This window comes from Sphingomonas sp. S-NIH.Pt3_0716, assembly GCF_003950715.1.
In the GTDB taxonomy this organism is placed as follows: Bacteria; Pseudomonadota; Alphaproteobacteria; order Sphingomonadales; family Sphingomonadaceae; genus Sphingobium; species Sphingobium yanoikuyae_A.
The window spans coordinates 32,396-59,092 of record NZ_QLJK01000011.1; the positions used below are offsets into that span (position 1 = coordinate 32,396).

General features: G+C 66.2%; 22 protein-coding genes. 8 read left to right on the forward strand and 14 right to left on the reverse strand.

What is annotated here, in order from left to right:
- The first annotated feature begins 68 nt into the window (after positions 1-68).
- The 4 genes from BRX37_RS10740 to BRX37_RS10755 are packed head-to-tail and all read left to right on the forward strand — an operon-like array spanning position 69 to position 4,312.
- Positions 69-1,646 (forward strand): aldehyde dehydrogenase (NADP(+)), encoded by a 1,578-nt coding sequence (locus BRX37_RS10740; protein WP_125986878.1) that lies wholly within the window; start codon positions 69-71, stop codon positions 1,644-1,646.
- Complete coding sequence (gene araD1, locus BRX37_RS10745) at positions 1,643-2,623, forward strand: AraD1 family protein (protein WP_125986880.1); 981 nt, start codon at positions 1,643-1,645, stop codon at positions 2,621-2,623. The genes BRX37_RS10740 and araD1 overlap by 4 nt, the downstream gene beginning before the upstream one ends.
- Complete coding sequence (locus BRX37_RS10750) at positions 2,620-3,543, forward strand: Gfo/Idh/MocA family protein (RefSeq protein ID WP_125986882.1); 924 nt, start codon at positions 2,620-2,622, stop codon at positions 3,541-3,543. The genes araD1 and BRX37_RS10750 overlap by 4 nt, the downstream gene beginning before the upstream one ends.
- 16 nt (positions 3,544-3,559) lie before the next feature.
- Positions 3,560-4,312, forward strand: coding sequence for a FadR/GntR family transcriptional regulator (locus tag BRX37_RS10755; protein WP_004210963.1), 753 nt, complete (start codon positions 3,560-3,562; stop codon positions 4,310-4,312).
- Here BRX37_RS10755 and qhpE read toward each other — a convergent pair whose 3' ends face one another.
- The 9 genes from qhpE to BRX37_RS10800 all read right to left on the reverse strand — a co-directional run bounded on the left by qhpE (position 4,313) and on the right by BRX37_RS10800 (position 15,156).
- Positions 4,313-4,987, reverse strand: coding sequence for a subtilisin-like serine protease QhpE (qhpE, locus tag BRX37_RS10760; protein ID WP_318276665.1), 675 nt, complete (start codon positions 4,985-4,987; stop codon positions 4,313-4,315). It lies immediately after the preceding gene.
- Positions 4,980-6,674 carry an ABC transporter ATP-binding protein gene (locus BRX37_RS10765; RefSeq protein ID WP_125986884.1) on the reverse strand — a complete coding sequence of 565 codons (1,695 nt, stop codon included), beginning with the start codon at positions 6,672-6,674 and terminating at the stop codon, positions 4,980-4,982. The genes qhpE and BRX37_RS10765 overlap by 8 nt, the downstream gene beginning before the upstream one ends.
- The gene (locus BRX37_RS10770) at positions 6,671-7,690 is read right to left on the reverse strand and encodes a hypothetical protein (RefSeq protein WP_318276666.1); all 1,020 of its coding nucleotides are present in this window, start codon (positions 7,688-7,690) and stop codon (positions 6,671-6,673) included. The genes BRX37_RS10765 and BRX37_RS10770 overlap by 4 nt, the downstream gene beginning before the upstream one ends.
- Positions 7,687-8,778, reverse strand: a complete 1,092-nt coding sequence (locus BRX37_RS10775; protein ID WP_125986886.1) for a YncE family protein — start codon at positions 8,776-8,778, stop codon at positions 7,687-7,689. Before BRX37_RS10775 ends, BRX37_RS10770 begins: the two co-directional genes overlap by 4 nt.
- Before the next feature lie 8 nt (positions 8,779-8,786).
- Entirely contained in the window at positions 8,787-9,167 is a 381-nt protein-coding gene (gene qhpC / locus BRX37_RS10780) for a quinohemoprotein amine dehydrogenase subunit gamma (RefSeq protein WP_017501471.1), read from the reverse strand.
- On the reverse strand, positions 9,164-10,612 hold the full coding sequence (peaB, locus tag BRX37_RS10785) for a quinohemoprotein amine dehydrogenase maturation protein (RefSeq protein WP_125986888.1): 1,449 nt from the start codon (positions 10,610-10,612) through the stop codon (positions 9,164-9,166). The genes qhpC and peaB overlap by 4 nt, the downstream gene beginning before the upstream one ends.
- The gene (gene peaA, locus BRX37_RS10790; protein ID WP_125986890.1) at positions 10,609-12,333 is read right to left on the reverse strand and encodes a quinohemoprotein amine dehydrogenase subunit alpha; all 1,725 of its coding nucleotides are present in this window, start codon (positions 12,331-12,333) and stop codon (positions 10,609-10,611) included. The genes peaB and peaA overlap by 4 nt, the downstream gene beginning before the upstream one ends.
- 175 nt (positions 12,334-12,508) lie before the next feature.
- Complete coding sequence (locus BRX37_RS10795; RefSeq protein WP_125986892.1) at positions 12,509-14,692, reverse strand: xanthine dehydrogenase family protein molybdopterin-binding subunit; 2,184 nt, start codon at positions 14,690-14,692, stop codon at positions 12,509-12,511.
- Positions 14,689-15,156, reverse strand: a complete 468-nt coding sequence (locus tag BRX37_RS10800) for a (2Fe-2S)-binding protein (RefSeq protein WP_048938979.1) — start codon at positions 15,154-15,156, stop codon at positions 14,689-14,691. Before BRX37_RS10800 ends, BRX37_RS10795 begins: the two co-directional genes overlap by 4 nt.
- A gap of 188 nt (positions 15,157-15,344) precedes the next feature.
- On the opposite strand from BRX37_RS10800, the gene BRX37_RS10805 reads away from it, so the two are divergent.
- Positions 15,345-17,183 (forward strand): DUF885 domain-containing protein, encoded by a 1,839-nt coding sequence (locus BRX37_RS10805; protein ID WP_125986894.1) that lies wholly within the window; start codon positions 15,345-15,347, stop codon positions 17,181-17,183.
- A 240-nt stretch (positions 17,184-17,423) separates the two neighbouring features.
- Here the strand turns inward: BRX37_RS10805 and BRX37_RS10810 are convergent, their stop codons facing one another.
- Positions 17,424-18,191: an energy transducer TonB gene (locus BRX37_RS10810; RefSeq protein ID WP_072894521.1), complete on the reverse strand. Its 768-nt coding sequence runs from the start codon at positions 18,189-18,191 to the stop codon at positions 17,424-17,426.
- A gap of 4 nt (positions 18,192-18,195) precedes the next feature.
- Positions 18,196-20,289: a TonB-dependent receptor domain-containing protein gene (locus BRX37_RS10815; protein ID WP_318276667.1), complete on the reverse strand. Its 2,094-nt coding sequence runs from the start codon at positions 20,287-20,289 to the stop codon at positions 18,196-18,198.
- 132 nt (positions 20,290-20,421) lie between these two features.
- On the opposite strand from BRX37_RS10815, the gene BRX37_RS10820 reads away from it, so the two are divergent.
- Complete coding sequence (locus BRX37_RS10820; RefSeq protein WP_125986898.1) at positions 20,422-21,228, forward strand: DUF4198 domain-containing protein; 807 nt, start codon at positions 20,422-20,424, stop codon at positions 21,226-21,228.
- Between the two features lie 17 nt (positions 21,229-21,245).
- Positions 21,246-21,737 (forward strand): EF-hand domain-containing protein, encoded by a 492-nt coding sequence (locus BRX37_RS10825; protein ID WP_125986900.1) that lies wholly within the window; start codon positions 21,246-21,248, stop codon positions 21,735-21,737.
- A 224-nt stretch (positions 21,738-21,961) separates the two neighbouring features.
- Here BRX37_RS10825 and BRX37_RS10830 read toward each other — a convergent pair whose 3' ends face one another.
- Both BRX37_RS10830 and BRX37_RS10835 read right to left on the reverse strand, forming a co-directional pair.
- On the reverse strand, positions 21,962-22,240 hold the full coding sequence (locus BRX37_RS10830; protein WP_125986902.1) for a DUF2218 domain-containing protein: 279 nt from the start codon (positions 22,238-22,240) through the stop codon (positions 21,962-21,964).
- 4 nt (positions 22,241-22,244) lie between these two features.
- Positions 22,245-22,925, reverse strand: coding sequence for a PadR family transcriptional regulator (locus BRX37_RS10835; RefSeq protein ID WP_125986904.1), 681 nt, complete (start codon positions 22,923-22,925; stop codon positions 22,245-22,247).
- A 265-nt stretch (positions 22,926-23,190) separates the two neighbouring features.
- Here BRX37_RS10835 and BRX37_RS10840 point away from each other — a divergent pair, with 265 nt between their 5' ends.
- Positions 23,191-25,398, forward strand: a complete 2,208-nt coding sequence (locus BRX37_RS10840; protein WP_486056633.1) for a TonB-dependent receptor — start codon at positions 23,191-23,193, stop codon at positions 25,396-25,398.
- A gap of 38 nt (positions 25,399-25,436) precedes the next feature.
- Here BRX37_RS10840 and BRX37_RS10845 read toward each other — a convergent pair whose 3' ends face one another.
- The gene (locus BRX37_RS10845) at positions 25,437-26,678 is read right to left on the reverse strand and encodes a threonine synthase (RefSeq protein ID WP_125986906.1); all 1,242 of its coding nucleotides are present in this window, start codon (positions 26,676-26,678) and stop codon (positions 25,437-25,439) included.
- Positions 26,679-26,697 lie beyond the last annotated feature (19 nt).

A 26,697-nucleotide genomic window follows, 5' to 3' on the forward strand; every position in this document is an offset into this window, starting at 1 on the left:
TCCCCATCTGATGGGCGCGCCATTCCGGCAAATATTACCCCCTTTCCACGACATTTCGGGAGATATCCATGTTCAACGGAGCCATTCTGGTCGGTGCTGCCGAGCGCACCGGTGGTGAGCCCTTCTTCGCGGTCGATCCGTCGACCGGCGCCAAGGGCGACGTCGCCTTCCACAACGCCTCGACCGCCGATGTCGCCGACGCCTGCGCGCTGGCCGACGCCGCGTTCGAAGGCTTCTCGACCCTGTCTCCCGAAACCCGCGCTTCCTTCCTGGAAGCCGTGGCCGACCAGATCATGGAAATCGGCGACCTGCTGATCACCACCGCCATGAGCGAAACCGGCCTGCCGCGTGGCCGCCTGGAGGGCGAGCGTGGCCGCACCGTCGGCCAGCTGCGCCTGTTCGCTTCCTATGTCCGTCAGGGCGACTGGCTCGACGTCACCATCGACAAGGCGCTGCCGGAACGCACCCCGCTGCCGCGCAGCGACCTGCGCCGCGTCAACCAGGCCGTCGGTCCGGTCGCCGTGTTCGGCGCGTCCAACTTCCCGCTCGCCTTCTCGGTCGCGGGCGGTGACACCGCATCGGCCTTCGCCGCCGGCTGCCCGGTCGTCGTGAAGGGCCACCCGGCCCACCCCGGCACCGGCGAACTGGTCGCCCGCGCCATCGCCGCCGCGGTCAAGGCCAGCGGCCTGCATGAAGGCGTCTTCTCCTACCTGCCCGGCACCACCAATGATCTGGGCGGCGCGCTGGTCGCCGATCCCCGCATCAAGGCGGTCGGCTTCACCGGTTCGCGCGGCGGCGGCATTGCGCTGATGAAGATCGCCGCCAACCGCGAAGAGCCGATCCCGGTCTATTCGGAAATGTCGTCGATCAACCCGGTCGTGCTGCTGCCGGGCGCGCTCGCGGCCCGCGCCGAAGCGCTGGGCACCGCCTTCGTCGGTTCGCTCAGCCTGTTCGCTGGCCAGTTCTGCACCAACCCCGGCATGGTGATTGCGCTCGACAGCCCCGATCTCGACCGCTTCGTCGCCTCGGCCGCTGAAGCCCTGTCGGCCAATCAGCCCCATGTCATGCTGACGCCGGGCATCCACGCCGCCTATGAAAAGGGCGTCGAGGCGCTGGTCGGCGCGGAAGGCGTCACCACCGTGGCGCGCGGCGCCGAGGCCGAGGGCGTGAACCTAGCCCAGTCGGCCCTGTTCGCCACCAGCGGCGAGCAGTTCCGCACCAACCCGGCGCTGTCGCATGAAGTGTTCGGTTCCTCGTCGATCCTGGTGAAGTGCGCCACGATCGAGGAAGTGATCGCCACTATCGCCCAGATGGAAGGTCAGCTGACCGCCACGCTGCAGATGGACGAAAGCGACAATGACAATGCCGCCAAGCTGCTGCCCACGCTGTCGCGCAAGGTCGGCCGTGTGCTCGCCAATGGCTGGCCGACCGGCGTCGAAGTGACCCATGCCATGGTCCATGGCGGTCCCTTCCCGTCGACCTCGGACGGCCGCACCACCTCGGTCGGCACGCTGGCCATGATGCGCTTCCTGCGTCCGGTCTGCTATCAGGATGTCGTCGACGCCGTGCTGCCGCCGGCGCTGCAGGCGGCCAACCCCTGGAAGCTCAACCGCCGCATGGAAGGCAAGCTGGAGCTGGCGCAGTGACCGTCATTTCGCTGGTTCAGTTCAACGAGGGTGGCGCGCGCGGCGTCGCCGCCCTCGACCAGACCGGCGCGGCGAAGCGGGTTACGGGCGCAAGCTCCACCCGCCAGCTGGCGCTGGACGCGATCGCGGCGGGCCAGGGCCTGGCCGCCTTTGCGGAAGGCAAGCTAGGCGACGCGGTGGACCTGTCCGCCGTCACCCTGCTGTCGCCGATCGACCATGAGGATGCGGCGCATCTGCTGGTCGCCGGCACCGGGCTCACCCATCTTGGCTCGGCCGAAGGCCGCGACAAGATGCACAAGGCCGCCACCTCGGGCGACCTCACCGACTCCATGCGCATGTTCCTGATGGGCGTCGAGGGCGGCAAGCCCGCCGACGACGGCATCGGTGCGCAGCCCGAATGGTTCTACAAGGGCGACGGCCAGATCCTGGTCGATCCGGGCCAGGACTTCACCATGCCGGCCTTTGCCGAGGATGGTGGCGAGGAACCCGAAGTCGCCGGCATCTACCTGATCGACGCCGACGGCACGCCGGTGCGTCTGGGCTTTGCGATCGGCAATGAATTTTCCGATCACATCACCGAACGCGGCAATTATCTGTGGCTCGCCCACTCCAAGCTGCGCCAGGCCTCGCTCGGCCCGGAACTGCTGCTGGGTGACCTGCCGCAGGATCTGCGCGGCACCAGCCGCATCGTCCGCAACGGCGAGACGGTCTGGGAAAAGCCGTTCCTGTCGGGTGAGACCAACATGTCGCACACGATCGCGAACCTGGAACATCATCATTTCAAATATGGTCTGTTCCGCCGCCCCGGCGACATTCATGTCCATTTCTTCGGCACCGCCACCCTCTCCTTCTCCGATGGCTTCGCCACCCAGGAAGGCGATGTGTTCGAGGTCGAGGCCAAGCCCTTCACCCTGCCGGTCCGCAATGGCCTCACGCGCGCAGCGGACGAGGGCAAGACCAAGGTAAAGGCGCTATGAGCATCAAGGCCGGCCTCGTAGGCCTGGGCAAGATTGCCCGCGACCAGCATCTGCCCGCGATCGCCAAGATCGACGGCATCGATCTGGTCGCCGTCGCCAGCCGCAACGCGCAGGGCGAAGGGGTGAACAATTATCCCGATCTCGGCGCAATGCTGGCGGGCGAGCCCGACATGGATGCCGTCATCCTGTGCCAGCCGCCTCAGGTCCGCTATCAGGCGGCCCGTCAGGCGATCCTGGCCGGCAAGCATGTCTTCCTGGAAAAGCCGCCGGGCGCTACCGTGTCGGAAGTCGACGCGCTGATCGCACTGGCCAAGGCCAATGGCGTCACCCTCTATGCCAGCTGGCACAGCCGCTATGCCGCCGCCGTGGCCCAAGCCAAGGACTGGATGGCGTCGCGCACGATCGAGCGCATCTCGATCCAGTGGCGCGAGGATGTCCGTCACTGGCATCCGGGCCAGCCCTGGATCTGGGAAGCGGGCGGTTTCGGCGTGTTCGATCCGGGCATCAACGCCCTGTCGATCCTGACCGAAATCGTCGCCGAGCCGATCACCCTGCTGTCGGCCGAACTGGAAGTGCCGTCCAACAAGCAGGCGCCGATCGGCGCAACGCTGGCGATGGCGACCGCTTCGGGCGCCCCGATCGACACCGTGTTCGACTGGCGCCAGACCGGTCCCCAGACCTGGGACATCGCGGTCGAAACCAGCAATGGCAAGCTGCTCCTGTCCGAAGGCGGCAACACGCTGACCCTGGACGGCGAAGTCCAGTTGAAGGCGCCGGACGAGGAATATCCGACCATGTATCGGCGCTTCGTCGGGCTGGTGGCGAACAAGGCGATCGACGCCGACACCGCGCCGCTGCGCCTGGTGGCCGATGCCTTCCTTTGTGGCCGGCATTGCCCTACGGCTGATTTTGAGGACTAAATTCAACGGAGGTAGAATGGGGAGCGAGCGCAAGGACGGACCGGAACGCAAGTTCGCGTCGGACGAAGGCTCGCTCCGCATTCACCAGGCGATCGCCCGCGACATGGGCACCGCCATCCTGACCGGCAGGCACAAGCCCGGCGACCTGTTCGAGGGCGAGATCGAGGCGTCGGAACGCCTTGGCGTATCGCGCACCGCCTATCGGGAAGCGATCCGCATCCTGATTGCCAAGGGCATGCTGGAAAGCCGCCCGAAGGCGGGCACCCGCGTGCTGCCGCGCGCACGCTGGAACGTGCTCGACCCCGAAATGCTCGCCTGGATGTTCGCCGGCGAACCCGACCGCGCCTTCATCCGCGACCTGTTCGAGCTGCGCGGCGTGATCGAGCCGGCGGCGGCCGAATTTGCCGCGCGCCGCCGCACCGACGATCAGCTGGCGATCATGGACGCGGCGCTGGCCGAGATGGAACGCTATGGCCTGTCCACGCCGGAAGGACGCGCCGCCGACCAGCGTTTCCACAATGCCATTCTGGCCGCGACCCATAATGACGCGCTGGAGGCACTGGCCAGTTCGGTCGGCGCGGCGGTGAGCTGGACCACCACCTTCAAGCATCGCAAGAAGCTGTTGCCGCGCGACCCCCTGCCCGATCATCAGGCGGTGCATCGCGCCATCGCCGCGCGCGATACGGCGGCCGCGCGCAACGCCATGGCCGAGCTGCTGCGCCTGGCCTTTGCCGACATGGATATTGCGCTCAGCGAACCGGGCGCCTGATCAACCTGCCTGTGCGCGGGCGCCGGCCGGCATCCACCGGGCCAACCCCGCCCGCCCCTGCCGCGCGATCAGACCGGTCATGTTGGCGACAGCGAAACTGACACCATGAAGGTTGCGGCGCTGGGGCACGCCGGGGATCGGCCGGGGATGCCCCGAGGCGAAAGCCAGCCCCGCCCGCAGCCGAAAATCGTCGCGCGGACAATCCCAGTCGAGGCCGACTCCCAAGACCATATCCAGACTGCCGGGATAGCAGGGCGTGCCGTCATTATCGCGCGCTGCGACGATCAGGATGCCGGCCTCCAGCGCCCTTTCGGCCGCTGCCGCGAATGCCTCGCCATGGGCCGGATTGACGGTGCCGAGGCTGAGGTTGATCAGGTCCACCCGTGCCGCCACCGCCCGGTCGATCGCCGCGACCAGCGCCCGCGCCGTGGTGCTGAGCGCATCATGAAATACCCGGATCGGCAGGCAGAGCGCATCGGGCGCCTGATCCTGGATCGCGGCGGTCACGGCGGTGCCATGGCCAAGCCGGTCGCCTGTGTCAGCTTCGCTGTCACCCCCATCCTTCGCGATAGCATAGCCGGGCAGCAGCCGGGCGGCATCGATATGGGGATGATCGGGATGGACGCCGCTGTCGATCACGGCGATGCGCAGCGGTTCAGGCAGCAGATCAGGCATGGGCCGGCTCGGGCTGTTGCGCCACCTGCGCCTGCCCATCGGTGATCGTCACGCTCCGGTCGGCGATCCGCGCCAGGGCCGGCTTGTGGGTGATGAGGATGATGGTCGCATCGGGGAGAGCGCCGCGCAGGCGCTGCGCCACCAGCGCCTCGGTCTCGCCATCCAGCGCAGATGTCGGTTCGTCCAGGATCAGCACCGATGGCCGGCGCAACAGCGCGCGGGCGATGACGATGCGCTGCCGCTCGCCCGCCGACAGCGCCAGTCCCCGCTCGCCGGTGCGGGTGTCCAGCCCCTCGGGCAGGCGCGCCAGGAACGCGTCGAGCCCGGCGGCATGGGCGGCGGCCTCGATATCCTCGATGCGCACGTCCGGCAGGGCAAAGCCGATATTGGCGGCGATACTGTCATTGAACAGCCAGGGCGATTGGTCGACCAGCATCACCTCGCGCCGCAGGTCGTCGAGCCGCAAGTCGCGCAGATCATGCCCGTCGAGCAACAGGCGCCCGCCGGTCGGATCGGCATGCCGCACCATCAGGTCGGCCATGGTCGACTTGCCGACGCCGCTCGGCCCCAGGATCGCGCAGATGCTGCCGGCGGATATGGTCAGGTCCATGTCACGCAGCACCGGATCGCGATCATAGCGCATCGCCACCTGTTCGAAACGCACTTCGCCGCGCACCCGGCCGATCGGCGCGGCATCGGCCCGCTCCTCGACATCGGGCCGGGTGTCGAAAAGCTCGAAGATCCGCCCCAGCGACACCCGCGCCGATGCCAGACCGGACGTCAGCCCCATCAGCGTCTGGATCGGCGACAGTAGTCGCATATGATAGGTCATGAAGGCGACGAGCGTGCCGATGCTCATGTCGCCCTCGATGATCCGCCAGCCGCCATAAAGGATCACGGCGGAGGTCGCCCCGGTCATCAGCGTGCCGGGCAGCGCCCCGGTCATGTAGGAGGCGACCTGCATCCGCAGCATCGCGCCGACAAAGGCGTCATTCTTCGCCTTGAAGCGCCCGACCTCATGCTCGCCCGCGCGCAGCGCGGTGACGACGCGCATGCCCATCACCGTATCGACCAGCAGGCTGCCGAGATCCGCGCCGCGCTCGCGCATGTCGCGGGTCAGCGCGGTCAGCCGCCGCTGATAATGAGTGAAGGCGGCAAGGCTGGCCGGCACCAGCAGCACGCCGACCAGGAACAGCCGCCAGTCGAGCCAGAGCATCATCGCGACGCAGCCGATGAAGAAGAGCAGGTTGCTGACCACCGAGAGCAAGGTGTCGGACGCGATCCGCTGCACATCGCTCACATCGCTGTTCATGCGTGAGACGAGGTCGCCCAGCCGGAAGCTGGCATAGAAGCGTGGCGAGAGCGTCTGGAGATGGCGCAGCAGCGCGGCGCGCATGTCATAGAGCATCGCCGCCGACAGGCGGACATAGCGATAGCTTGCCAGGATGTTGACGCCGAAACCCAGCACCGTGACCGTAATCATGATCCCCGCGATCCGCCACAGCGCGCCCATGTCCCGCCGCAGCAGCGCCTGATCTATCATCAGCTTGGACAGATAGGGTTGGGCGAGGCCGAGCGCGGTCGACAGGATGCTGATCGCCAGCACCAGCAACAGCCCGCGCCGATAGGGCCGGATATAGGGAAGCAGCCGGCGATAGCTGCGCCATTCAGCGACAGGCGCGCTCATGCCGCCTCCCGCCGTGGCACCAGTCGCAGGCCGTGCAGCGCAAATTGCGGCTCGGGCAGTTTCGCCAGCAGCCCGGTACACCAGCGATGCCCCTGCATCAGCGCCTCATGCTGGGCGCGCCACCAGTCGCCCCAGCCGCCACCGGCATAAAATTGGGCGCAGAGCAGCAGATGCCGCCGCATCGCCGCGATCAGCATCGCCTGATAATGACCGAGCAGCGCGGCCCGGTCGCCGCCTTCCATGATTCCCGTCAGCACCGCGCTCGCCAGTACCGCCTCACGCACCGACTGGGCGGTGCCATCGCCGCAGATCGGATCGAAGCCGATCGCCGCCGTGCCACAGGCCAGCCAGTCGTCGCCGACCAGCGGCAGATGCAGGCGCGGCGCGGCGAGAAAGGGGCGCGACGATCCACCGATCGGATCGACCACCGGCGCGATCAACCGGCTCTGCGCCAGCAGCGCGTCGATTTCGCCACCGACGCCCAGCAGCCAGCCCTCGTCCCCGTCCGCCGGCACCAGGAACAACCAGCCGCTCTCGACCGCCTCGACCCGCCCTTCCTCGCGGCAGACCGGATCGCGCAGCCGCACACGGGCGGCGACGGCATGGCGCTCGCCAAAGACATGCAGTTCGCCGATCGGCAGCGGCGGCGCGGCATGGATGGTGAAATCGGGCGCGGCGATCGGCGCTGTCTCCGCCACCGCGAACGCGGCCTGCACCCGTTCTTCCGACGCCAGCACCGCCTCATGCGGCACCATCACCGGCGCCCCGCCCCAGGCGACCAGCCGGCGCCGCACGCGCGGCGCGTCCGCGAGCAGGTCCGGCCGCGCGAACAGCTCCCGCATCAACGCCAGCGCCGCCTCGCTCAACAACAGGCTGGGCACCGGCGGGCGATGGGCGGGCTCCTGTCCGACGCGGAGCCCCGCCCCTTTCAGCAGATGCGCGCAGGCATTGGCGGCCATCCCGCTGCCCCGGATGGCCACGGCCATCGGAGTGTCGGGACGGCCGGAACGGGTCACGGCACCGCCACCATGCCGGCGCCAGTCGCGTCATTGCCAAGATCCCAGGTCGCTTCCAGCTTCAGCGTCTTCGCGTCATAGACCTCGATGTCGAAGCTGGCGCCATAGATATAGAGCTTCGCCCCATCCATCGACATGCCGAAGCGGAAGCGCGAGCGGCAGGGAAATTCCGCCTTGTCCACTACCGCGTTGGTGGAAAGGTCCATGTGCCAGAATTCGCACCGCTTCGATCCCAGCGTGCCGTTGGTCACGACGGTATAGGCCTGCTTGCCGTCAGGCGTGATTTCCAGGCCCGCCATGGCAGCCGGCGCCGGGCCGATCGGGGTGAAGTCGAACTGGCGGCTATTGAGGTCGAACCGGGCCAGGCCGAACATCTTGCTGTGGATATAGGGATCGGCCGCGTTGAACAGCGAGACATATTGGCCGGGCGTGCGCAGCGTTTCGAGCGATCCGCCAAAGCCGACATTCTCCAGCCCCGTCCCTTCGGGCCGGGCCAGGTCGATGCGGTCGGTGGCCTTCAGCGTCGCGGTGTCGATGACGATCACCTTCTCGCCAAAGGCATAGAGATATTTGCCGTCGCCCGACACCTTGAAGGCGACGCGAAAGCCGCCGATCGCCTTTTCATCATCCTTCTCGATCTCGGCGGTGCGCACCAGCTTGCCGAGCTTCAGGTCAATGACGCCGTAGAGCGGCTTGCTGACCTTGTAGCGGTCCATTTCCTTGTCGATCCTGGTGATGATCGTGTAGAAATAGCGGCCCGCCGGGTCCGCCACGCCGCCATAGAAGCGCACGCGATTGGGGCCGTCGTTCAGGCTGAACTTGCTCACCACCTGCCGGCTGGCGGCGTCGATCACCTCGATCCCGCTGGTGGTGATGGTCGACACATAGATGCGCTTGCCATCGTCCGACAGGCTCATGGCGGTCGGCAGGCCGGTGTCCAGCTTGATCTTCTGCGTGACCGCGCCCTTGCCTTCGTCAAAGACCAGCAGAACATCGGGATAGGCGCCCATGAACAGGGTCGCGGCATGGGTGGGGATGGTCGCCAGCGCGGCGAGGCCCGCCGCCAGGACAAAGCGGATTTTCTGCATCGCGCGCCTCATGGGAATACCAGGTCGAGATTGCGCCAGTCCTTGGTCGCGGTGGCGCAGTTGCTGGCCCAGTCGGGCGAATAATTCACATGGTCGGGCACCTGCACCGGCCAGAAGCAGGTGACGTAGCAATCATAGATGTCGCGCTCGACCGGCTGGCACAGGCCCGCCGTGCCGCCGCCCGCATCCACTTCCCAGCCGGGCGAGAAGGACAGGGTACAGCCCATCGGCACATGCGGACGCGGCGCCTGTTGCAGGGCGACGACATCCTCCTCCATGTCGGATGGCGTGGCGCCCGACGCAGCGGCGGCCTCGATCGCCGCCTCCATCTGCGTCACGGCGTCGTCGATCCGCCGCGCCTTTTTGTTGATGGCACGAAGATGCTTCATGACAGCCCCTTTCGTTCAGCGAAATGCCCGAGGAAGCCGGGGTTCTTCACCGCCAACTCGCCATAGATATGCAGGCAGGTGTCGGTCCATTGCCGGATCCAGTCGCAATAATGGAGATTGGCGTGACCGGTGTCGCCATAGCGGACGAACGCTTCATGGTGGCAGCCGCCGGCGCAGAGCGGCCGCGACCAGCAGCTCTGGCAATCATATTTGGCGCCGACATGGCCCCGGCTCAGGAAATCGCCCTGCTTGGCCCGGTCGATGCCGCTCGACACATGGCCCATCACATGGGTGTCCGCGTCGGTGAAGCGGTGACAGGGCGACAGGTCGCCCGACGGGCTGACCCCCATCAGCCCCATGCCCGCGCCGCAGGGATGCGATTTGTTGACGCCCGAAATCAGCTCGCTGATCGTCTCGCTGACATTGGTGAAGCCATGCATTTCCCCTCGCAGCGCATATTCCAGCCATTCGCGCGCCAGCAGGTTGAACTGCGCCAGCACGTAGTCCATGCCGTCGGCATCGATCGAATAGGCCCGCGTTTCCCCCGTGGTCACGGGCGCAAAGCCGACTTCGTGAAAGCCCAGATCATCCTTCAGATGGCGGAAGATGCGCACGACATCGGTCACGCCTTCGGTCAGGGTGACGCGCGCGGTGACGGCACGGGTGCGATGATGGGCGATCAGCGTGCGCAGCCGCGGCTCGATCACCGCATAGCTGCCCTTGCCATTCTTGTAGACGCGATGCTTGTCCTGCAACTCCGGCGGACCGTCCATCGACACGGTGACGCCGACCCGGTTGTCCGACAGGAAGGTGACGATTTCCGGCGTCAGCAAGGTCGCATTGGTGGTGAGGCTATAGGTGATCCCCTTGCCTGCCGCCGCCGTCGCGCCATTGGCATAATCCACCACATCGCGCAGAAGCTTGAAATTCATCAAGGTTTCGCCGCCGAAGAAGGTGATGTGGACCGACGGGCGATGGGCCGCTTCCGCGATCAGCAGGTCGACCGACGCCTTCGCCGTCTCCAGCGTCATATATTTGGGCTTGCCGGCCGGCGTCGCGATCTTGTCCGCGCCGAACTCATAGCAATAGGTGCAGGCAAGGTTGCACTGGTTGGTGATGTTCAGCACCAGCGCCTGGAGCGGAAAATCGGCCGGCGGCGCTTCGGGCACCGACACCGGCGCCGCGCCCAGATGGATCAGTTGCACCGCGCGCAATTCGCGCACCAGCACCTCGGCTTCGGCCAGGTCGCCGTCTTCGCCCGCCAGTTCGCGGACCAGCGCGGCATGGCTCAGTTCCTGGCCGTCGAGCCGGTCCAGCACCGCCTGCACCTGCGCATCGATCTCGAAGATCGCGCCGGCGCTCACCAGATAGACGAAGTCGCTGCCGCCGGCGGCAAAGCCATGATATTCGGCGCGGCGATAGGCAGGGGCCTGCATGACGGTCATCGCGACACCTCCGGCTGGTCGAAGCGCTGATACATGGGCACGGTCACGACCAGATAGGACCGCGCGCTCAGGGGCTTGCCGAACTTGTCCTTTTCCGCCTTTGCCGTGGCGACGACCCAGACCTCGCCATAATTGTTGCGGCTGAACCGGCGTTCGGGATTGGGGCCTTCCAGCCCCGGCGTGAAAAAGGCGGTGGGGCTCAGCGCGCCCACATATTTCATGTCGTCATCATAATAGACCGACATGAATTCCTGCATCGACCAGGTCGCGTCGACCGGTCCGATGGCGACATCGTCGCTCGTGTTCGGCTTGCCATCCAGGCCGTTGTCGTAACCGATCGCCTCGAACTGCTGGTATCCCTTGGCGAACTTGGTGCCCCCAAGCCGGGCCAGGCTCGTTTCCGGCGTGACCTTGAGATAATCGACCTTGCGATAGACCGGGAACGCCTTTTCCAGCACCGCGCCGCCAATGCCGACATCGCGCTGGCCGGCGGGCGCGCTTGCCGCGACATCGACGCTCAGCACCGCCTTGCCCGGCGTCGCCGACACGACCCTGGCGACGGTGACGCCCGCGCCCAGATCGACATCCGCCGCCGTCAGCGAGGCCGGCAGATTATGCCCCCAGATGGTGACGTCGACGCCCTTCGTCCCGGCCTTCACCGCGCCCGGCGTCACCGCCAGAATCGCGGGCGCGGCGGTCGCGCGGACCAGTTTCACATCATAGCCGAATTCCTGATATTCGCCCCAGAACCATCGCCCTTCGGCGCGCTGCTGATCGGGCGCGAACCACATCGTCTCGCGCGCCGGACTGCCCAGATCATCGGGCTTGCCCGGCGCCGCGCCGCCCCTGGACGAGCCGCGCCAGCTATAGCCGGAATAGACAAGACCGGTGCCGCTGCGGCTGATAGTCGCGCCATTGGCGAGCGAGGTGAGCGACGCACTGGTCTTGAACTCGTCGGCCGCCGCGCCCGGCGCCACCGTCATCGTGCCGACGAAGCGGCCCTGCCCCGGCACCGACGCCACAACCAGCCAGTCGCCCGCCAGCCGCGGCGCGCGCAGGCGCGAGCTCCAGGCGGCCCATTCGGGCGTATGCAGCCCCGCCACCTTGGGCAGGTAAGTCAGCGCATATTCGCCGCGCGTCATCTTGTCCTTGGGGTCGCGGCCGGCGGCCTGCTCGCTATCCTCGGCCGGACGGCGATATTGGGCGTCGGCCTGCGAATAGAGGGCGACGTGCAGATCCTGCAGCGTCTTCCATTCCAGCTTCGACCGGCGCCAGGACAAGGGCTGGGCAAAGGCATGGCAACTGGCACAGGCGCCGCGCATCGTCTCGTTCGGCAGCACTTCGTCGACGATCCGCTTTTCGGGCAGATACATGACCGGCCGCGCCTCCTCCGGCGCCAGCCCGTGCGAGGCGGACAGCGACTTGATGACCGCGCGCGATTCCTCGGGAGTAATGGGGAGGCCATTCAGCCGCACCATCCGCTTGATTGCCTGTGCCCAGCCTTCCGGCGTGGTGCGCACCCAACTGATGCGGGACAGGTTGCCCTTGGCATCGGGCGCGTGACAGCTGCCGCATTTTTCCTGGACCAGCGGATCGGTGACGGGGATGCCCTCCTCCGTCTCCTTCATCGTCGCGCCGTCGGGACCGCCATCGGCCTGCGCGAGCACGACCGACGCAGAGAACAACGCCAACAGACCGAACTTCACCGGAAGCTGCTTCACCCTGATGTCCCCCTTTGGCGTCCGGTCTTTTGCCCTGGACGCGGCCCAATCTCAGGCGGGGGCTTTTTTGCCCCTCTGACCGGCATGACGGATGACGCCATGTCGATCCGCCATCAGATTCTTGACGATCATCAAGATTTTTCAGGCCAAGTAAAGAGGGGTTGGAAAACAGGGTTTAGGCGAACATTTCCGGCACGATCGGCAGGGTGCGGATGCGCTTGCCGGTGGCCGCGTGCAGCGCATTGACCAGCGCCGGGATCACCGGCGGCAGCGCCGGCTCGCCCATGCCGGTCGGCGGATAATCGGTCTTCACGAACTCGACGATGATCTGCGGCGTATCGGGGATGCGCTGCAACGGATGGGTGTCGAAATTGGCCTGTTCAACCGCACCGGCCACCTGGGTGATCTTCTGCCCGGCCAGCGCCTGCCCCAGCCCCTCGATCACCGATCCCTGCGCCTGATGCAGCGCGTTCATCGGGTTGATGATCTGGCTGCCGACGTCGCCCGCGACCCACACGGTCGCGACCTTGGGCATACCATCGACCAGCGCCACCTCCAGCACCTCGGCGAAATAGCCCATATGGCTATAGTAAAAGGCGAAGCCCTTGCCCCGCCCCTTGGGCAATTTCCCGCGATCGGCCCAGCCGCTCATCGCCACCACCTTCTCGATCACGCCCCTGGCGCGGCCGGTGACGAAGGGCGGCGCATTGGGACCGCGCGGCAATTCGCGCGGTTCGCCCAGCAATTCCAGCATCAGCGTCGGCAGATCCTTGCCCGCCGCCTGCGCCACTTCGTCCAGGAAAGCCTGGGTGACGAAGGCCAGCGCGTTGGAGCCGGGCGCGCGCAGCCAACCGGTCGGCATGTTGGTGGCAAGGAAACTCTGTTCCAGCAGCACGGTGTCGATCAGGCCGGCGGGAATTTCGGTCGCCGGCATCTCGGCCGACCGCACCGGCTTGCTATCCTTGCCGAAGGTCACGAAATGATCGTGGAAGGCGGTCAGCTTGCCCGCCTTGTCCAGCGCCGCACGGAAGCCGTGCCAGCCAGCCGGGCGGTAGAAGTCGCGCTGCATATCCTGCTGCCGGTTATAGAGCAGCTTCACCGGCACGCCCGGCAATTGCGCCGCGATCGCCGCCGCCTGCACCATATAGTCGTTCATCAGCCGCCGGCCGAAACCGCCGCCGATACGGGTGAAATTGATGCGGATCTTTTCCGGCGGCATGTTCAGCGCCTTGGCCACCAACCCGCGCCCGCTTTCCGGATTCTGCGTCGGCGCCCAGATCTCGATCGCGCCATCCTTGAACAGAGCGGTGCAGTTCTGCGGCTCCAGCGTGCCATGCGCCAGGAAGGGATAATCATATTGCGCACTGACCGTCTTCGCCGCCCCGGCAAAGGCGGCATCCACATCACCCGCGCGGACGATATCGCCATCGGCCTTGCCCTTCAGCCGTTCCGCCGCCTGCGTCGCATAGCCTTCAGTCGAAAAGCCGCTGACGGCGGTCATATCCCATTCGATCTTCAGCGCCTCGCGCGCCTGGTTGGCGCTCCACCAGCTGGTAGACAGGATCGCAACGCCGTCGAACAAGGATTCCGGCGTGCCGTCGCCCTTGATCGTCAGCACATGGGCCACACCGGGCAGCGCCTTCACTTCGTCCAGATTGCCCGATTTGAACGTACCGCCAAAGGCCGGGCAGGTTTCCAGCACGGCATAGAGCATGCCGGGCAGCTTGAAATCGATCCCGAACAATGGCTTGCCCGCCACGATCGCGGGCGTATCCACGCCGCCGATCGACTGGCCGATGATGCGGAAATCCTTGGGGTCTTTCAGCGTCAATGTCGCCGGATCGGGCGCGGGCTGCTGCGCCGCAGCGGCGCCGAGCGCGGCATAGCTGATGCTCCTGCCCGACGCCGGATCGCTCACCTTGCCGCTGCCGGTCTTCAGCGTCGCGGGCGCCACGCCCCATAGCTGCGCCGCCGCCGCGACCAGCATCGCGCGCGCTGCCGCCCCGGCCTTGCGCGTCGGCAGCCATTCGCGCGGCGTCGTGCGACTGCCGCCGGCCGTCTGCCCGCCGAATATCTTCTGGTCGGCATGGGTCTGCTCGATCGTCACCTGCGCCCAGTCGACGTCCAGTTCCTCGGCGATCAGCATCGGCAGCATGGTCTTGGCGCCCTGCCCGATCTCGGCATTTTTCGCGCCGATGATGACGCGATTGTCGGGCAGGATGCGCACGAAGGCGGTCAATATCTGCGGCGCGCCCTCGGCCGCGCCGGCCAGCGGAATGTTGAGGTCGAACAGCAAGCCACCGCCCGCAACCAGCGAGGCGCTCAGGAAGCGGCGGCGCGACAGGATCGGCGCGTTCATGCCTTCGCTCCCGCTCTGGCCGCATCCTTGATCGCGGCGCGGATGCGAACATAGGTGGAGCAGCGGCAAAGATTGCCCATCATCGCCGCGTCAATATCCTCGTCACTGGGATCGGGCGTGGTCGCCAGCAGCGCGCTCGCGCTCATGATCTGCCCGGCCTGGCAATAGCCGCATTGCGGCACGTCCAGCTTGACCCAGGCGTCCGATATCCGCTTGCCCGCATCGCTCTGCGCCACCGCCTCGATCGTGGTGATCGCCATGCCCTGCGCCTCGCCGATCGGCGTCTGGCAGGCGCGCGCCGGGCTGCCGTCGATATGCACGGTGCAGGCGCCGCACAGCCCCGCGCCACAACCGAACTTGGTGCCGACCATGTCCAGATCCTCGCGCAGCGCCCACAGCAAAGGCTTGGCCGGATCGGCCTCCACCGATCGTGTCTGTCCATTGACCTTGAGACTGATCGCCATCGCCCTACCCCCGCTCAACCTTTGATTGTCGCGTGCAAAGTAGATGGCAGAAAGGCACGGCCTGTCCAGAGGCTTCGAGGAGAGCTACCCAAGCCCCGGAAAAGCGATCGCTTTCGCAAGGCCCGGCTTGACTTGGCGCCCGCGCGCCTGTCTCTCCCTGTCCATCCCCATTCGCGACAGGAATTGCCATGACCGTCCGTATCTCGCTCGCGCTGCTCCTTGCCCTCGGCGCCTCCGCCCCGATTCTGGCCCAAGCCCCAACCAAGTCCCCAACCACGGCGCCCGCATCGGCGACCGCTCAGGAAGACAAGGCACTGCTCGCCTTCCTCGACCAGGCGTTCGACCAGCAACTGGCGCTCAGCCCGGAATCGATGACCAGCCTTGGCCTCAAGACCGACTATGGCAAGCTGGACGATTATAGCGAACGGGCCGACGCCCGCAGCCTGGCGCTGCAGGAACAGCAGCTTGCGCAGCTGCATCGCCGCTTCTCGCCCGAACGCCTCGGCCCCTCGGCGCGGCTCAGCTATCGTCTGTTCGAAGCGCAGGTGGCGACATCGAAGCAGCAGGCGCCCTTTGCCAAATATGCCTTACCCGTGTCCACCAATGGCAGCCCGGCGGGCAATATCCCGGTCTTCCTGATCAACGAACATCGCGTCGACAGCGTCGCCGATGCCCAGGCCTATATTGCCCGCCTGCGCGACAGCGAGCGGGTGATGAACGAGGTCGCGACCAAGATGCGCGACCAGGCGGCACAGGGCATCGTCCCGCCGAAAATGGTGTTCGCCCCCGCCCGCGCCGACGCGAAGAAGGTGATCAGCGGCGCCCCCTTCGATCAGGGGCCGGACTCCACCCTGTTCGCCGATTTCAAGAAGAAGGTCGGCGCGCTCAAGGCATCGGAGGCGGAGAAGGCCAAGCTGATCGCGGACGCACAGGCCGCGCTGACCGGCCCCTTCGCCAAGGGCTTCCAGACCCTGTTCGCCGCGCTCGATGCGATCGAGCCCAAGGCCAAGGGCAATGACGGCGCCTGGAGCCTGCCGGGCGGCGAGGCCTATTATAACGCCCGCCTCGCCTTCTACACCACCACCAGCCTCAACGCCGACCAGATCCACCAGATCGGCCTCGATCAGGTGAAGGCGATCCGGGCGGAGATGGAGGCGGTGAAGGCGCGGATCGGCTTTGCCGGATCGCTGACCGATTTCTTCCAGGCGCTGCGCACCGATCCCAAGTTCAAATATCCCAATGATGCCGCCGGCCGCGAAGCCTATCTGGCGGACGCCCGCGCCGCCATCGCCCAGACCATGGACGCCGCGCCGCGCTTCTTCCGCGTCCTGCCCAAGGCGAAGCTGGAGGTGCGCGCGGTCGAGGCCTGGCGGCAGGAAACCGCCTCGGTCGCCTTCTACAACCAGCCCGCGCCGGACGGATCGCGCCCCGGCATCTTCTACGTCAACCTCGCCGACATGAATCAGGTGCAAAAGCCCCAGGTCGCGGCGATCGCCCATCATGAAGGCGCGCCGGGCCATCATTTCCAGATCGCCCGCGCGCAGGAACTGCCCGACCTGCCCAAATTCCGCCGCTTCGGCTATTATGGCGCCTATACCGAAGGCTGGGGCCTCTATAGCGAGCGCCTGGCCAAGGAAATGGGCGCCTATCGCGATCCCTATTCGGAATTCGGCATGCTCTCGCTGCAGATGTGGCGCGCGATCCGCCTGGTCACCGACACCGGCCTGCATGCCAAGCGCTGGACGCGCGAACAGGCGATCCAGTATTTCCGCGACAATGCGCCCCTGTCGGAACGCGACATCGTCAAGGAAGTCGATCGCTACATCAACAATCCGGGCCAGGCGACCAGCTACATGATCGGCCAGATCCGTATCGCCCAGTTGCGCAAGGACGCCGAACAGGCGCTAGGCGCGAAGTTCGACATTCGCGACTTCCATGAAGTGGTGCTGGCCAATGGCGCCCTGCCGCTCGACGTGCTGGGCGAACAGGTCCAGGCCTATATCGCCGCCGCCAAGGCCAAGGGCTGAGCCGCCCTACGCACCCGGTTGCGCGCATGCACAGCCCCTCTGCGCTCAATGGCTTGGATGGGTGGAAACAAGGCATAGCCCCTCCCTTCTAGGGAGGGGTTGGGGTGGGTTGCGAGCGCAGCGAGCTTCTGCCCTATCGACCGTAGACTGCCGCTACGCGGCGCACCCACCCCCGGCCCCTCCCTGGAAGGGAGGGGAGTAGGAAACAGCCGCTTCTGGCCATCCCCAGACCATCCCCCGCTACACCGGCAGCACGAACTCCACCGGCGCGGTGAATTCGATGCGGTCGCCGGATATGTCGGATGGGGCCTTGGGATAGGGCGAGGCGCGGTGCAGCATGGCGGCAGCCTCCTCGTCGAGCGAGGCGCGGCCGGAACTGCTGATCACCCGCCCTTCGATCAGCATGCCGGCGCGGTCGATCACGAAGCGGACCTTCACCACCCCTTCCTCATGCCGCATCTTGGCGCGGCGGGGATAAATTTTGTGGGCATAGAGCCAGGAGCGGACCCGCGCGGCATAGGCGCGGCTGTTGCCGGCCGGGGCATTGGCGTCCAGTCCGTCGGCAATGCCGCGCCGGGCCGGCGGCGCGCCGGCGCTGGCGGCCATGACCGGCGCCGCCCTGGCCGCGGCCTGCGGCGACGGCGCCGCTGCGGCCGCCGGCGTGGACGGAGCAGCCGGCGCCACCGCGACGGGCAGCGACAATGCGGAAGGGATCGCCACCATCGGCGGCGGCACCGGCTGCGGCGGACTGACTGGCGTGGGGGGCGGCGCCTGCGTCGGCACCGGGGCTTCGGGCTGCGCCGTCGCCTCCGCCGCCTCGGCCTGCTCCGCCCCCTGCTCCACGCCCTTCAGCGCCGCCAGCGACATGACGGTCAGTGCAGCCCCCTCCTCGCGCTTCGGCGCGCGGCCCATGCCCAGGTTCAGCAGCGCCGCGATCAGCAGCGCGTTGATCCCGAGCGAGGCCGCCGCCGGCCCCGTGACGCGAAAGGGACGCCGCACGCCCGTCATGGCGTCAGAAGGTATTCGCTACGGTGAAGCGGAAGCTCTGTCCCTCGGCGGCGAGCGACGACAGATGGCGGCGATATTGCTTGTCGAAGATATTATCCATGGCGATGCGGAATTCGAAGCCCTTGGCCACGCCACCCTGCGGCTTGAAGGCGAAGAACAGGTTGTGGACGCTGTAGCCCGGCGTCGCCAGGCCCGACCCGGCCGAGGCAAAGCTGCCCGGCGTCACCTTGTCCTGCCGCTCGGCAAATTCGCCGGTCCAGCCGCCCGACAGGCCGCTCGCCACATCATTATAACCCAGCGTCAGGCGATAGTCGTTCGCCGGGATGGTGTTGAGATAATCGCCGGTCAGCCGGTTCTTGCCATCGATGAAGCTGGCATTGCCGCGCGCATAGAAGCCGCCCATGCCATATTCGGCTTCCAGCTCGATGCCCTTGAAGCGCGAGCGGTTGATATTCTGGAAATAGGGCGTGCCCGCCGCGGCCGAGACGTTGACGATCAGATCCTTGACGTCGTTCTGGAACAGGGTGGTCTTCGCGCGGAAACGGTCATTCTTGCCCAGCATATCGTCGAAGGACAGAGTGAAGCCAGCTTCATAATTGTCCGATTTCTCGGGCTTCAGGTCCGGATTGTTCGGTCTGGTCGCACTGCGGGTGAAGATTTCGTCGATATTGGGCATGCGCACGGTGCGCGCGACCGACCCGAACAGGCCGAACCAGGGCGTGATATTGTAGAGCGCCGCGAGCTTGGGCGACACGCCGCTATCCTTTACCTTGTCGGTCAGGACGGTGCCGCCGACCACCGTGTCGCCCGGCGTCAGGCGGGTCCAGTCGACGCGCACGCCAGGCATGATGGTCAGCTTGTCGGACCAGACGATCTCCAGCTGACCGAACAGGCCATAACGGTCCATGTCGCCTTCGGGATGGGTGCCCGCGCCCGGCGTCACCGTGCCGTCGAAATTGACGCGCGGGTTGCGCCGTTCCTGCGTGCTCCACTGGCCGCCCAGGATCAGGAAGGTCGTCCAGTCGCCGCCCATGGCGAACTCGCTGGTATTCTGGACCTTGGCCTGCCAGCTTTCATAGGAGAAATCGGAATATTCCAGGTTCGCGCCCAGGAAGGTCGTCTCGGTCTGATGGACCTTGGACAGCGAATAGGCGACCTGCGCTTCGACATTGAAGAATTTGCTGCCGTCGAAATCGTTCACATAGCCCAGCACGGCGGTCTTGTCGTGAACCCGGCGGCGCATCAGCGAGCTGCCGGTGGCGGCCGAAATCTGGTCATAGACCTGCGGCGCGTCGCTGATCCAGTCCTGGTAGGACGCCCAGATCGCATGCTTCTTGTTGCCGCCGATCGCGACCCGGCCCTTGACCAGCCAGCTGTCGGATTCGGTGGCGGAGGCAGCGACGGTGTCGCCATTGCCGCTCTTGTAATCGTCGGTGCGGCGATAATTATAGCTGCCCAGCAGCTCGACGCCATCGACCGGCTCGGTCGCGACGATGCCCGACAGGGTATGGCCCTGCGCATTGGTTTCGGTCGCGCCCTTCAGGCGCACGGCCAGCTTGTCGCCGTCGCGCAGGAAGTCCGACGCATCCTTGGTGGTGAAGTTGATCACGCCCGCCAGCGCGCCCGCGCCATAGAGGGTGGAGGATGCCGGCCCGCGCAGCACCTCGACCCGCTTGTACAGTTCGGGCTCGCTGAAGAAGGCGCCCATGCGATATTGTTCGTAGAATTTGGTGACGCCATCGACCGTCATCAGGATGCGGTTGTCACTGTCGCCGATCGCCGTGCCCATGCCGCGAATGTTGAAGCCCTGGCCCAGCTGGCCGACGCCGCCCTGCACATTGACGCCCGGCATGCCTTCCAGCAGGTCGCCGATCGTCGTCGCCTGCAGCTGGTCGATATCCTCCTGGTCCAGCGCGGTCACCGCCTGCGGCGTGTCCAGCGCGACCTTCTCGACACCGGCGGAGATGATCATCCGGTCGAGCGCGAACTGCGAATCGCTCGCCACCGCAATGTCGTCGCTCTGCTCCTGGGCCATTGCCGGCAACGGCAGTGCGATCAGTGCGGTGCCCAGCAGCAGCAGGGTCTTGGACTTGGTCATGAAAAATGCCCCCGTATCATTGTTGCGGCGCATCAGGCGCCGGGTTGGCCGCTCTCTAATCGCATTAAATGCTATTGCAAGTGATTCTCACTATATATTATAGAAGAGCTAACGAAACCAAGGGGAACCCCATTGTCCAACCATCGCCGCCCGGTGAACGCCCTGTTCGCCGCCACCTTGCCTGTGCTGCTATTGGCCGGCGCCACCGCCGCTCAGGCGCATATGCCCTATGTGCTGCCGACCCTGTTCGACGCCGGAAAGGCCGACCATGTCACCGTCACCTCGGCCTTTGCCGAGGATGCCTTCGTCCCCGAAGTCGCGATGCGCGACGCCCCCTTCCACCTGGTCGCGCCGGACGGCAGTCAGGCGACGACCGGTCCGGTCACCTATCTTCGCGACCTGTCGGTGTTCGAGGCCGATCTGAAGACCGACGGCACCTATCGCATCACCACCGGCCAGCGCGCCGGGCGCAAGGGCAAGATGTTCCGCGTCGGCGATGCCTGGGTGATGCGCGGCGAGGGCGGCGATCCCAAGCCCGGCGCGCAGGAGGTCGAGGTGCAGAGCATGACGCTGGCCGACGCCTATGTCACCCGCGGCCAGACGACGCAGGCGGCGCTCAAGCCCAGTGGCACGGGCCTCGAAATCCAGCCGGTCACCCATCCCAACGCCATCGTGTCGGGCAGCGATGCCAGCTTCGTGCTGCTGTTCGACGGCAAGCCCCTGCCCGCGACGCAGGTCACCCTGTTCCGCAGCGCCGGCGTGCATGACGGCCGCAAGGTCGCGACCGAGACCAAGAGCGACGCACAGGGCCGCTTCAGCCTGAAGCCGGACGATGCCGGCACCTACCTGATCCTGGTCCGCCATCGCGGCGCCGCCCCGGCCGGGTCGGAAACACCCTATCGCAGCTACACCTACACGCTGGCGTTCGACGCCGCCTGATATTCCGGAGACGCACCATGAACACCCGTTCCATCCTGATCGCCGCCGTCGTTGCCGCCGCCGGCACGCCCGCCTTCGCCGCCCCGCATGAAGGCGGCGCCTTCGTCCATGACTATGACAGCGACCATGACGGCCAGGTCACCCGCGCCGAATTCGACGCCGTGCGCGTCACCCGTTTCAAGGCGACCGATGCCAATGGCGATGGCTGGGTGTCGGAGGAGGAATATGTCGGCGAATATGCCGCCCGCCTCGAAAAGCAGCTCGCCCAATCGAGCCTGACCGAAGAGAAGAAGACCGAGGAGCGCCAGCGCCAGATCCGCCAGGCCCATGTCCGCTTCAACGTCCTCGACAAGGACAAGGACGGCAAGATGGCCCAGGCCGAATATGACGCATCGGGCGCGCGTGCCTTTGCCGAGCAGGACGCCGACAAGGACGGTATCGTCACCGCCGCCGACGTGCAGGCGACCAACGCCCGCATGGCCGCCATGCGCGCCAAGACCGATAGCTGATACAAAGAAGGACCGGGGTTGCCGGTCCTCACGGAGCTTACCAGGGAAGGGGCCGGGCCGTGCAGACCCGGCCCCTTTCGCATGCGCACCCGCGCTCAAGTCACCTTCGTCATCCCGGACTTGATCCGGGATCCATTCAGCGCTTCCTTGCAGGTATAGCGCCGAAGGGATTCTGACTTTCGTCAGGATGGCGGAAGATAGTCGAGCAGCCGGAAAGCGCTCCTTCAGGCCCAGTTGAAGGGCAAGGGCGCCTCGCGGAAGGCGAAGCGGTCGAGATGGTCGGCGACGACCTGCTTGAACTTCTCGACATCGGCGTCGGCATTGGGTTCCAGCACCACGGTCAGCAGCTCGGCATCGGCGCTCATGTGGATCGGCCCCATCGGAAAGGCGATCTCGCCCTTGTCCGCGTCGAAGCTGGTCTCGAACTTGTGGCTCCAATGCTTGCACAGCTGCTGCAGGTAACGGCTGCCATGGGTGGTCGGCACGGTGGCGGTCAGCGTCATGGGGTCAGAGCCTTTCGATCTTGCTGGCGGCCTCGTCGATCAGGGCCGCGACATCGAACATGGTTTGGGAATCGGCGCCTTCCTTTTCAAGCCGATGCTGGATCGCCACGCGCATATTCTGCAGCGCGCGGCGGACCGGCGCGGCATCATTACGTTCGGCCTTGCGGGCCAGATGCGCCAGCTTCTCCATCACCTCGGCAACGCCGGCCTCATGCTCGGCCAAATGGGCGGTGCCCGCGTCGGTGATGGCGAACAGCTTGCGGCTGCCTTCGCCGGGCTGCTCGGCGATCAGGTCCATGTCGGCCAGCAGGGTCAGGGTCGGATAGACGACGCCCGGACTGGGCGCATAGACAGACCCCGACAGGCTCTCGATCTCGCGGATCAGGTCATAGCCGTGGCGCGGCGCATCGGCGATCAGCTTGAGCAGGATGAGCTTGAGCGCATCATTGCCGAACAGCCGACGGCGCCCGCCGCCACGCCCGCCCCGGCCACCGCCGAAGGGACCGTCACCAAAGCCGTCCTCACCGAACGGACCGCCCCGGCCCCCGGCCCGACCACCGCCGAAACCGCGCCCGAAGCCCTCGGGACCAAAGCCGCCCGGTCCGAAGAAGCGGCCATGGCCGCGTTCACCGCGATGGCCCAAGCCGCGCGGGTCGAAACCACGATCGACCATGGCGTCATCCATGTGCCGGCCCGGCCGGCAACCCCGGCGCCCAGCGCCGCGATCGGAATGGGAAAAATGCATATTCTCTCTTTCAAAATGCTTCATGATGCATTGTGATATATCTTAAAAATCACCAACGTCAATACATGAGATATATCTTTATGCATCTTATGATAGAGACACCCACCCGAAACGCCGGAAAATCGGGCTTATCACCTCAGGGTATAAGCATTATGCAGAATGTGATTGTTCTTGCGATCGATTGTCGTTAGCAGCCCTGCCCAACATGGATCAGGGGATCGCGATGCTGCATCATATCGAAATTCGTCACTCTGCAATCGCGCTGGCGGCGCTGACCATCGCCCTCGCATCGCCAGCCATGGCGCAGCAGGCCGAGGCCGACGCTGACACCAAGGGCGCCGAATCGATCGTCGTCACCGCGGCCCGCTCGATCCTGCCGCCCAATGCGCTGCCGCTGACGATCGACCTGATCGACAAGCAGATGCTCGACCAGCAGATCGCGATCTCCGGCTCGGTCACCGATGCCATCTCCACCCTCACCCCCAGCTTCTCGCCGACTCGCGGCAAGCTGTCGGGCGCGGGCGAAACGCTGCGCGGCCGCTCGCCGCTCTACGCCATCAACGGCATCCCCCAGTCGACTCCGCTGCGCGATGGCAGCCGCGACGGCTTCACCATCGACGGCTTCTTCATCGACCGGGTCGAACTCATCTATGGCTCCAACGCGCTGCAGGGGATTGGCGGCACCGGCGGCATCGTCAACCAGGTGACGGTCGGCGCGCCCAAGCAGGAGGGCATCAGCGGCCGGGTGCTGCTGCAGGGATCGGCCAGCGACGATTTCGACGGCGACGGTTTCGGCGGCAAGGCGGCCGGACTGGTCCAGTATAAGGCTGGCGCTTTCGATGCCACGGTCGGCGCCTCCTATGAAAAGCGCGGCGCCTTCTATGATGCGCGCAACCGCCGCATCGGCATCAACCTGACCCAGGGCGAGACCCAGGCGTCGCAGACCACCGACATCTTCGCGCGGCTGGGCTATGCCGTGGGCGATACCGGCCGGCTCGACCTGATCCTCAATCGCTATGAGTTGAAGGGCGATGGCGATTATGTCCCGCTCGCCGGCAGCCGCGCAAACGGCCTCCCCACCACCGCGGTCAAGGGCGACGCCCCCGGCACGCCAGGATCGAACCGCACCGAAAGCGCATCCCTCTCCTACACCGACAGCGATGTCGCCGGCGGCAACCTCGTCACCCAGCTTTTCTTCAACCGCAGCCGCGACATTTTCGGCGGCGAATTTGCCGCGATCGCGACCTTCCAGGATCCCGCCATCGCGCCGGTCGGCACCCTGTTCGACCAGTCGCAGAACCGGTCGCGCAAGATCGGCGGCAAGATCAGCTATGAACGCGCCCTGCCCGGTTTCGAGGCGCTGACCACCACGGTCGGCCTCGACGTCCTGTTCGACAAGACGGAACAGCGGCTGATGGTCACCGGCCGCACCTGGGTGCCGCCCAGCGACTTCCGTTCCATCGCGCCCTTCGCCCAGGCCAATCTCAAGATCGCCGACGGGCTGGTCCGCGTCGCCGGCGGCGTGCGCTGGGAAAATGTGCAGGTGAAGATCGACGATTTCCACACCCTCGCCTCCACCACCGCGCCCAATTATGGCGGCGTCGACGTCGATGGCGGCAAGCCCAAATTCTCCGACGCGCTGCTGAACGGCGGCCTCATCTTCGAGCCGCTTGAGGGCATTCGTGCCTATGCCAGCTATGCCGAAGGCTTCACCATGCCCGATGTCGGCCGCGTCACCCGGTCGATCGGCGTCGCGGGCGTCGACCTCGACGATTATCTCGACATCAGCCCGATCGTCTCCAACAACCGCGAGATCGGGCTGGAGGTGAAGCGCGGCCCGATCGACGCCAGCGCCACCTATTTCTGGTCGTCCAGCGACAAGGGCCAGATATTGATCGCGCAGGGCGACGGCATCTTCACCGTGCAGCGCCAGCGGGTCGAGATCGAAGGGCTGGAAATCAACCTGGGTGTGCAGACGCCGCTGCCGGGGCTCAAGCTCTCCACCGGCTATGCCCATCTCAAGGGCCGCTATGACAGCGACAGCGCCAATCCCGACGGCATCGTCGATACAGATCTGGACGGCACCAACATCTCGCCCGATCGCCTGAACGTCGCCGCCGACTATCGCCATGGCGCCATCTCGGCGCGGCTGCAGACCCAATATTATCTGTCGCGCAATTTCCATGGCAAGGCGAACCCGGACCGGCGCAACAATTTCGGCGGCTATGCCGTCACCGACGCCTATCTCCGCTATGACACCGCATCACTGGGCGGCGTCTATCTCAGCGTCCAGAATCTGTTCGATAAATTCTATATCGACTATAATAGCGACACGCGCCTGCCCAACGACAATCTGGCCTTCTTCGCCGGTCGCGGGCGGCTCTTCACCCTGGGCTGGGATTATCGGTTCTGATCATAAGCGGGCGGGCCACAGCCCGCCCGTTCAGGGCATCAGAGCGACGCGAAATCGATCGGCGCGTGCCGGTCGAGCGTGCGGCTCTGATCCTCCAGCGGATATTTGAGGCCGCTGGCGCAGTTGAACAGCACCGCGCGTTCATCCCGCCCGATCAGCCCCTCGTCCAGCGCTCGGCTGTAGGCCGCCAGCGTCGCCCCACCCTCGGGACAGAGCAGCAGGCCGTCGTCGCGCGCCACATCGCGCACCGCCGCCGCGATCGCCGCATCCGACACCGCCAGCGCCGCGCCGCCGCTTTCCCGCACCGCGCGCAGGATCAGGAAGTCGCCCACCGCCCTGGGCACGCGAATGCCCATGGCGATGGTCTGCGCGTCCTCCCAGCGCTCGGCAAATTCCACGCCCTGCTCGAAGGCGCGGACCATCGGCGCGCAGCCTTCGGCCTGCACCGCAAACATCTTGGGCCGCTTCGACCCGATGAAGCCGATCTTCTCCAGTTCGTCGAACGCCTTCCACATGCCGATGAGGCCGGTGCCGCCGCCGGTGGGATAGAAGATCGCGTCGGGCAGTTCCCAGCCGAGCTGCTCGGCCAGTTCCAGCCCCATCGTCTTCTTGCCCTCGATCCGATAGGGCTCCTTCAGGGTCGAGAAATCGAACCAGCCGCGTTCCATGACGCCCTGACCGACGATCGCGCCGCAATCGTCGATATAGCCGTTGACGCGATAGACCCGTGCGCCCTGCGCCGCGATCTCGCGCACATTCACTTCGGGCGTATCGGCCGGGCAGAAGATCACCGACTCCATGCCGGCGACCGCGGCATAGGCGGCCAGCGCCGCGCCGGCATTGCCATTGGTCGGCATCGCCACCTGGGTCACGCCCAGTTCCTTGGCCATGGAAACCGCCATCACCAGGCCCCGCGCCTTGAACGACGCGGTCGGCAACCGCCCCTCATCCTTGGCGAGCAGTTGCGCGCCGCCCAGCCGCTTGGCCGTGCGCGGCAGCGGGATCAGCGGCGTCGCATTTTCGCCCAGGCTCACGATGTTGCTGGTCTGGCGCACCGGCAGCAATTCGCGCCAGCGCCACAGGTCCATCGGCCGGCTGCTGAGCGCTTCCTTGGTCAGCGTAGCCCGCACGCCGTCCAGATCATAGCGCACCAGCAGCGGCTTGCCCGCCGCCGACAGCCCATGCAGCCGATCCGCCTCATAACGCTCGCCGGTCAGCGAACATTCGAGATGGGTGACAAAGGTCGGACGATCGGTGGTGAGGTTGAGGTCGTGGATCAAAAGGGCCTCCGTTCGGGCA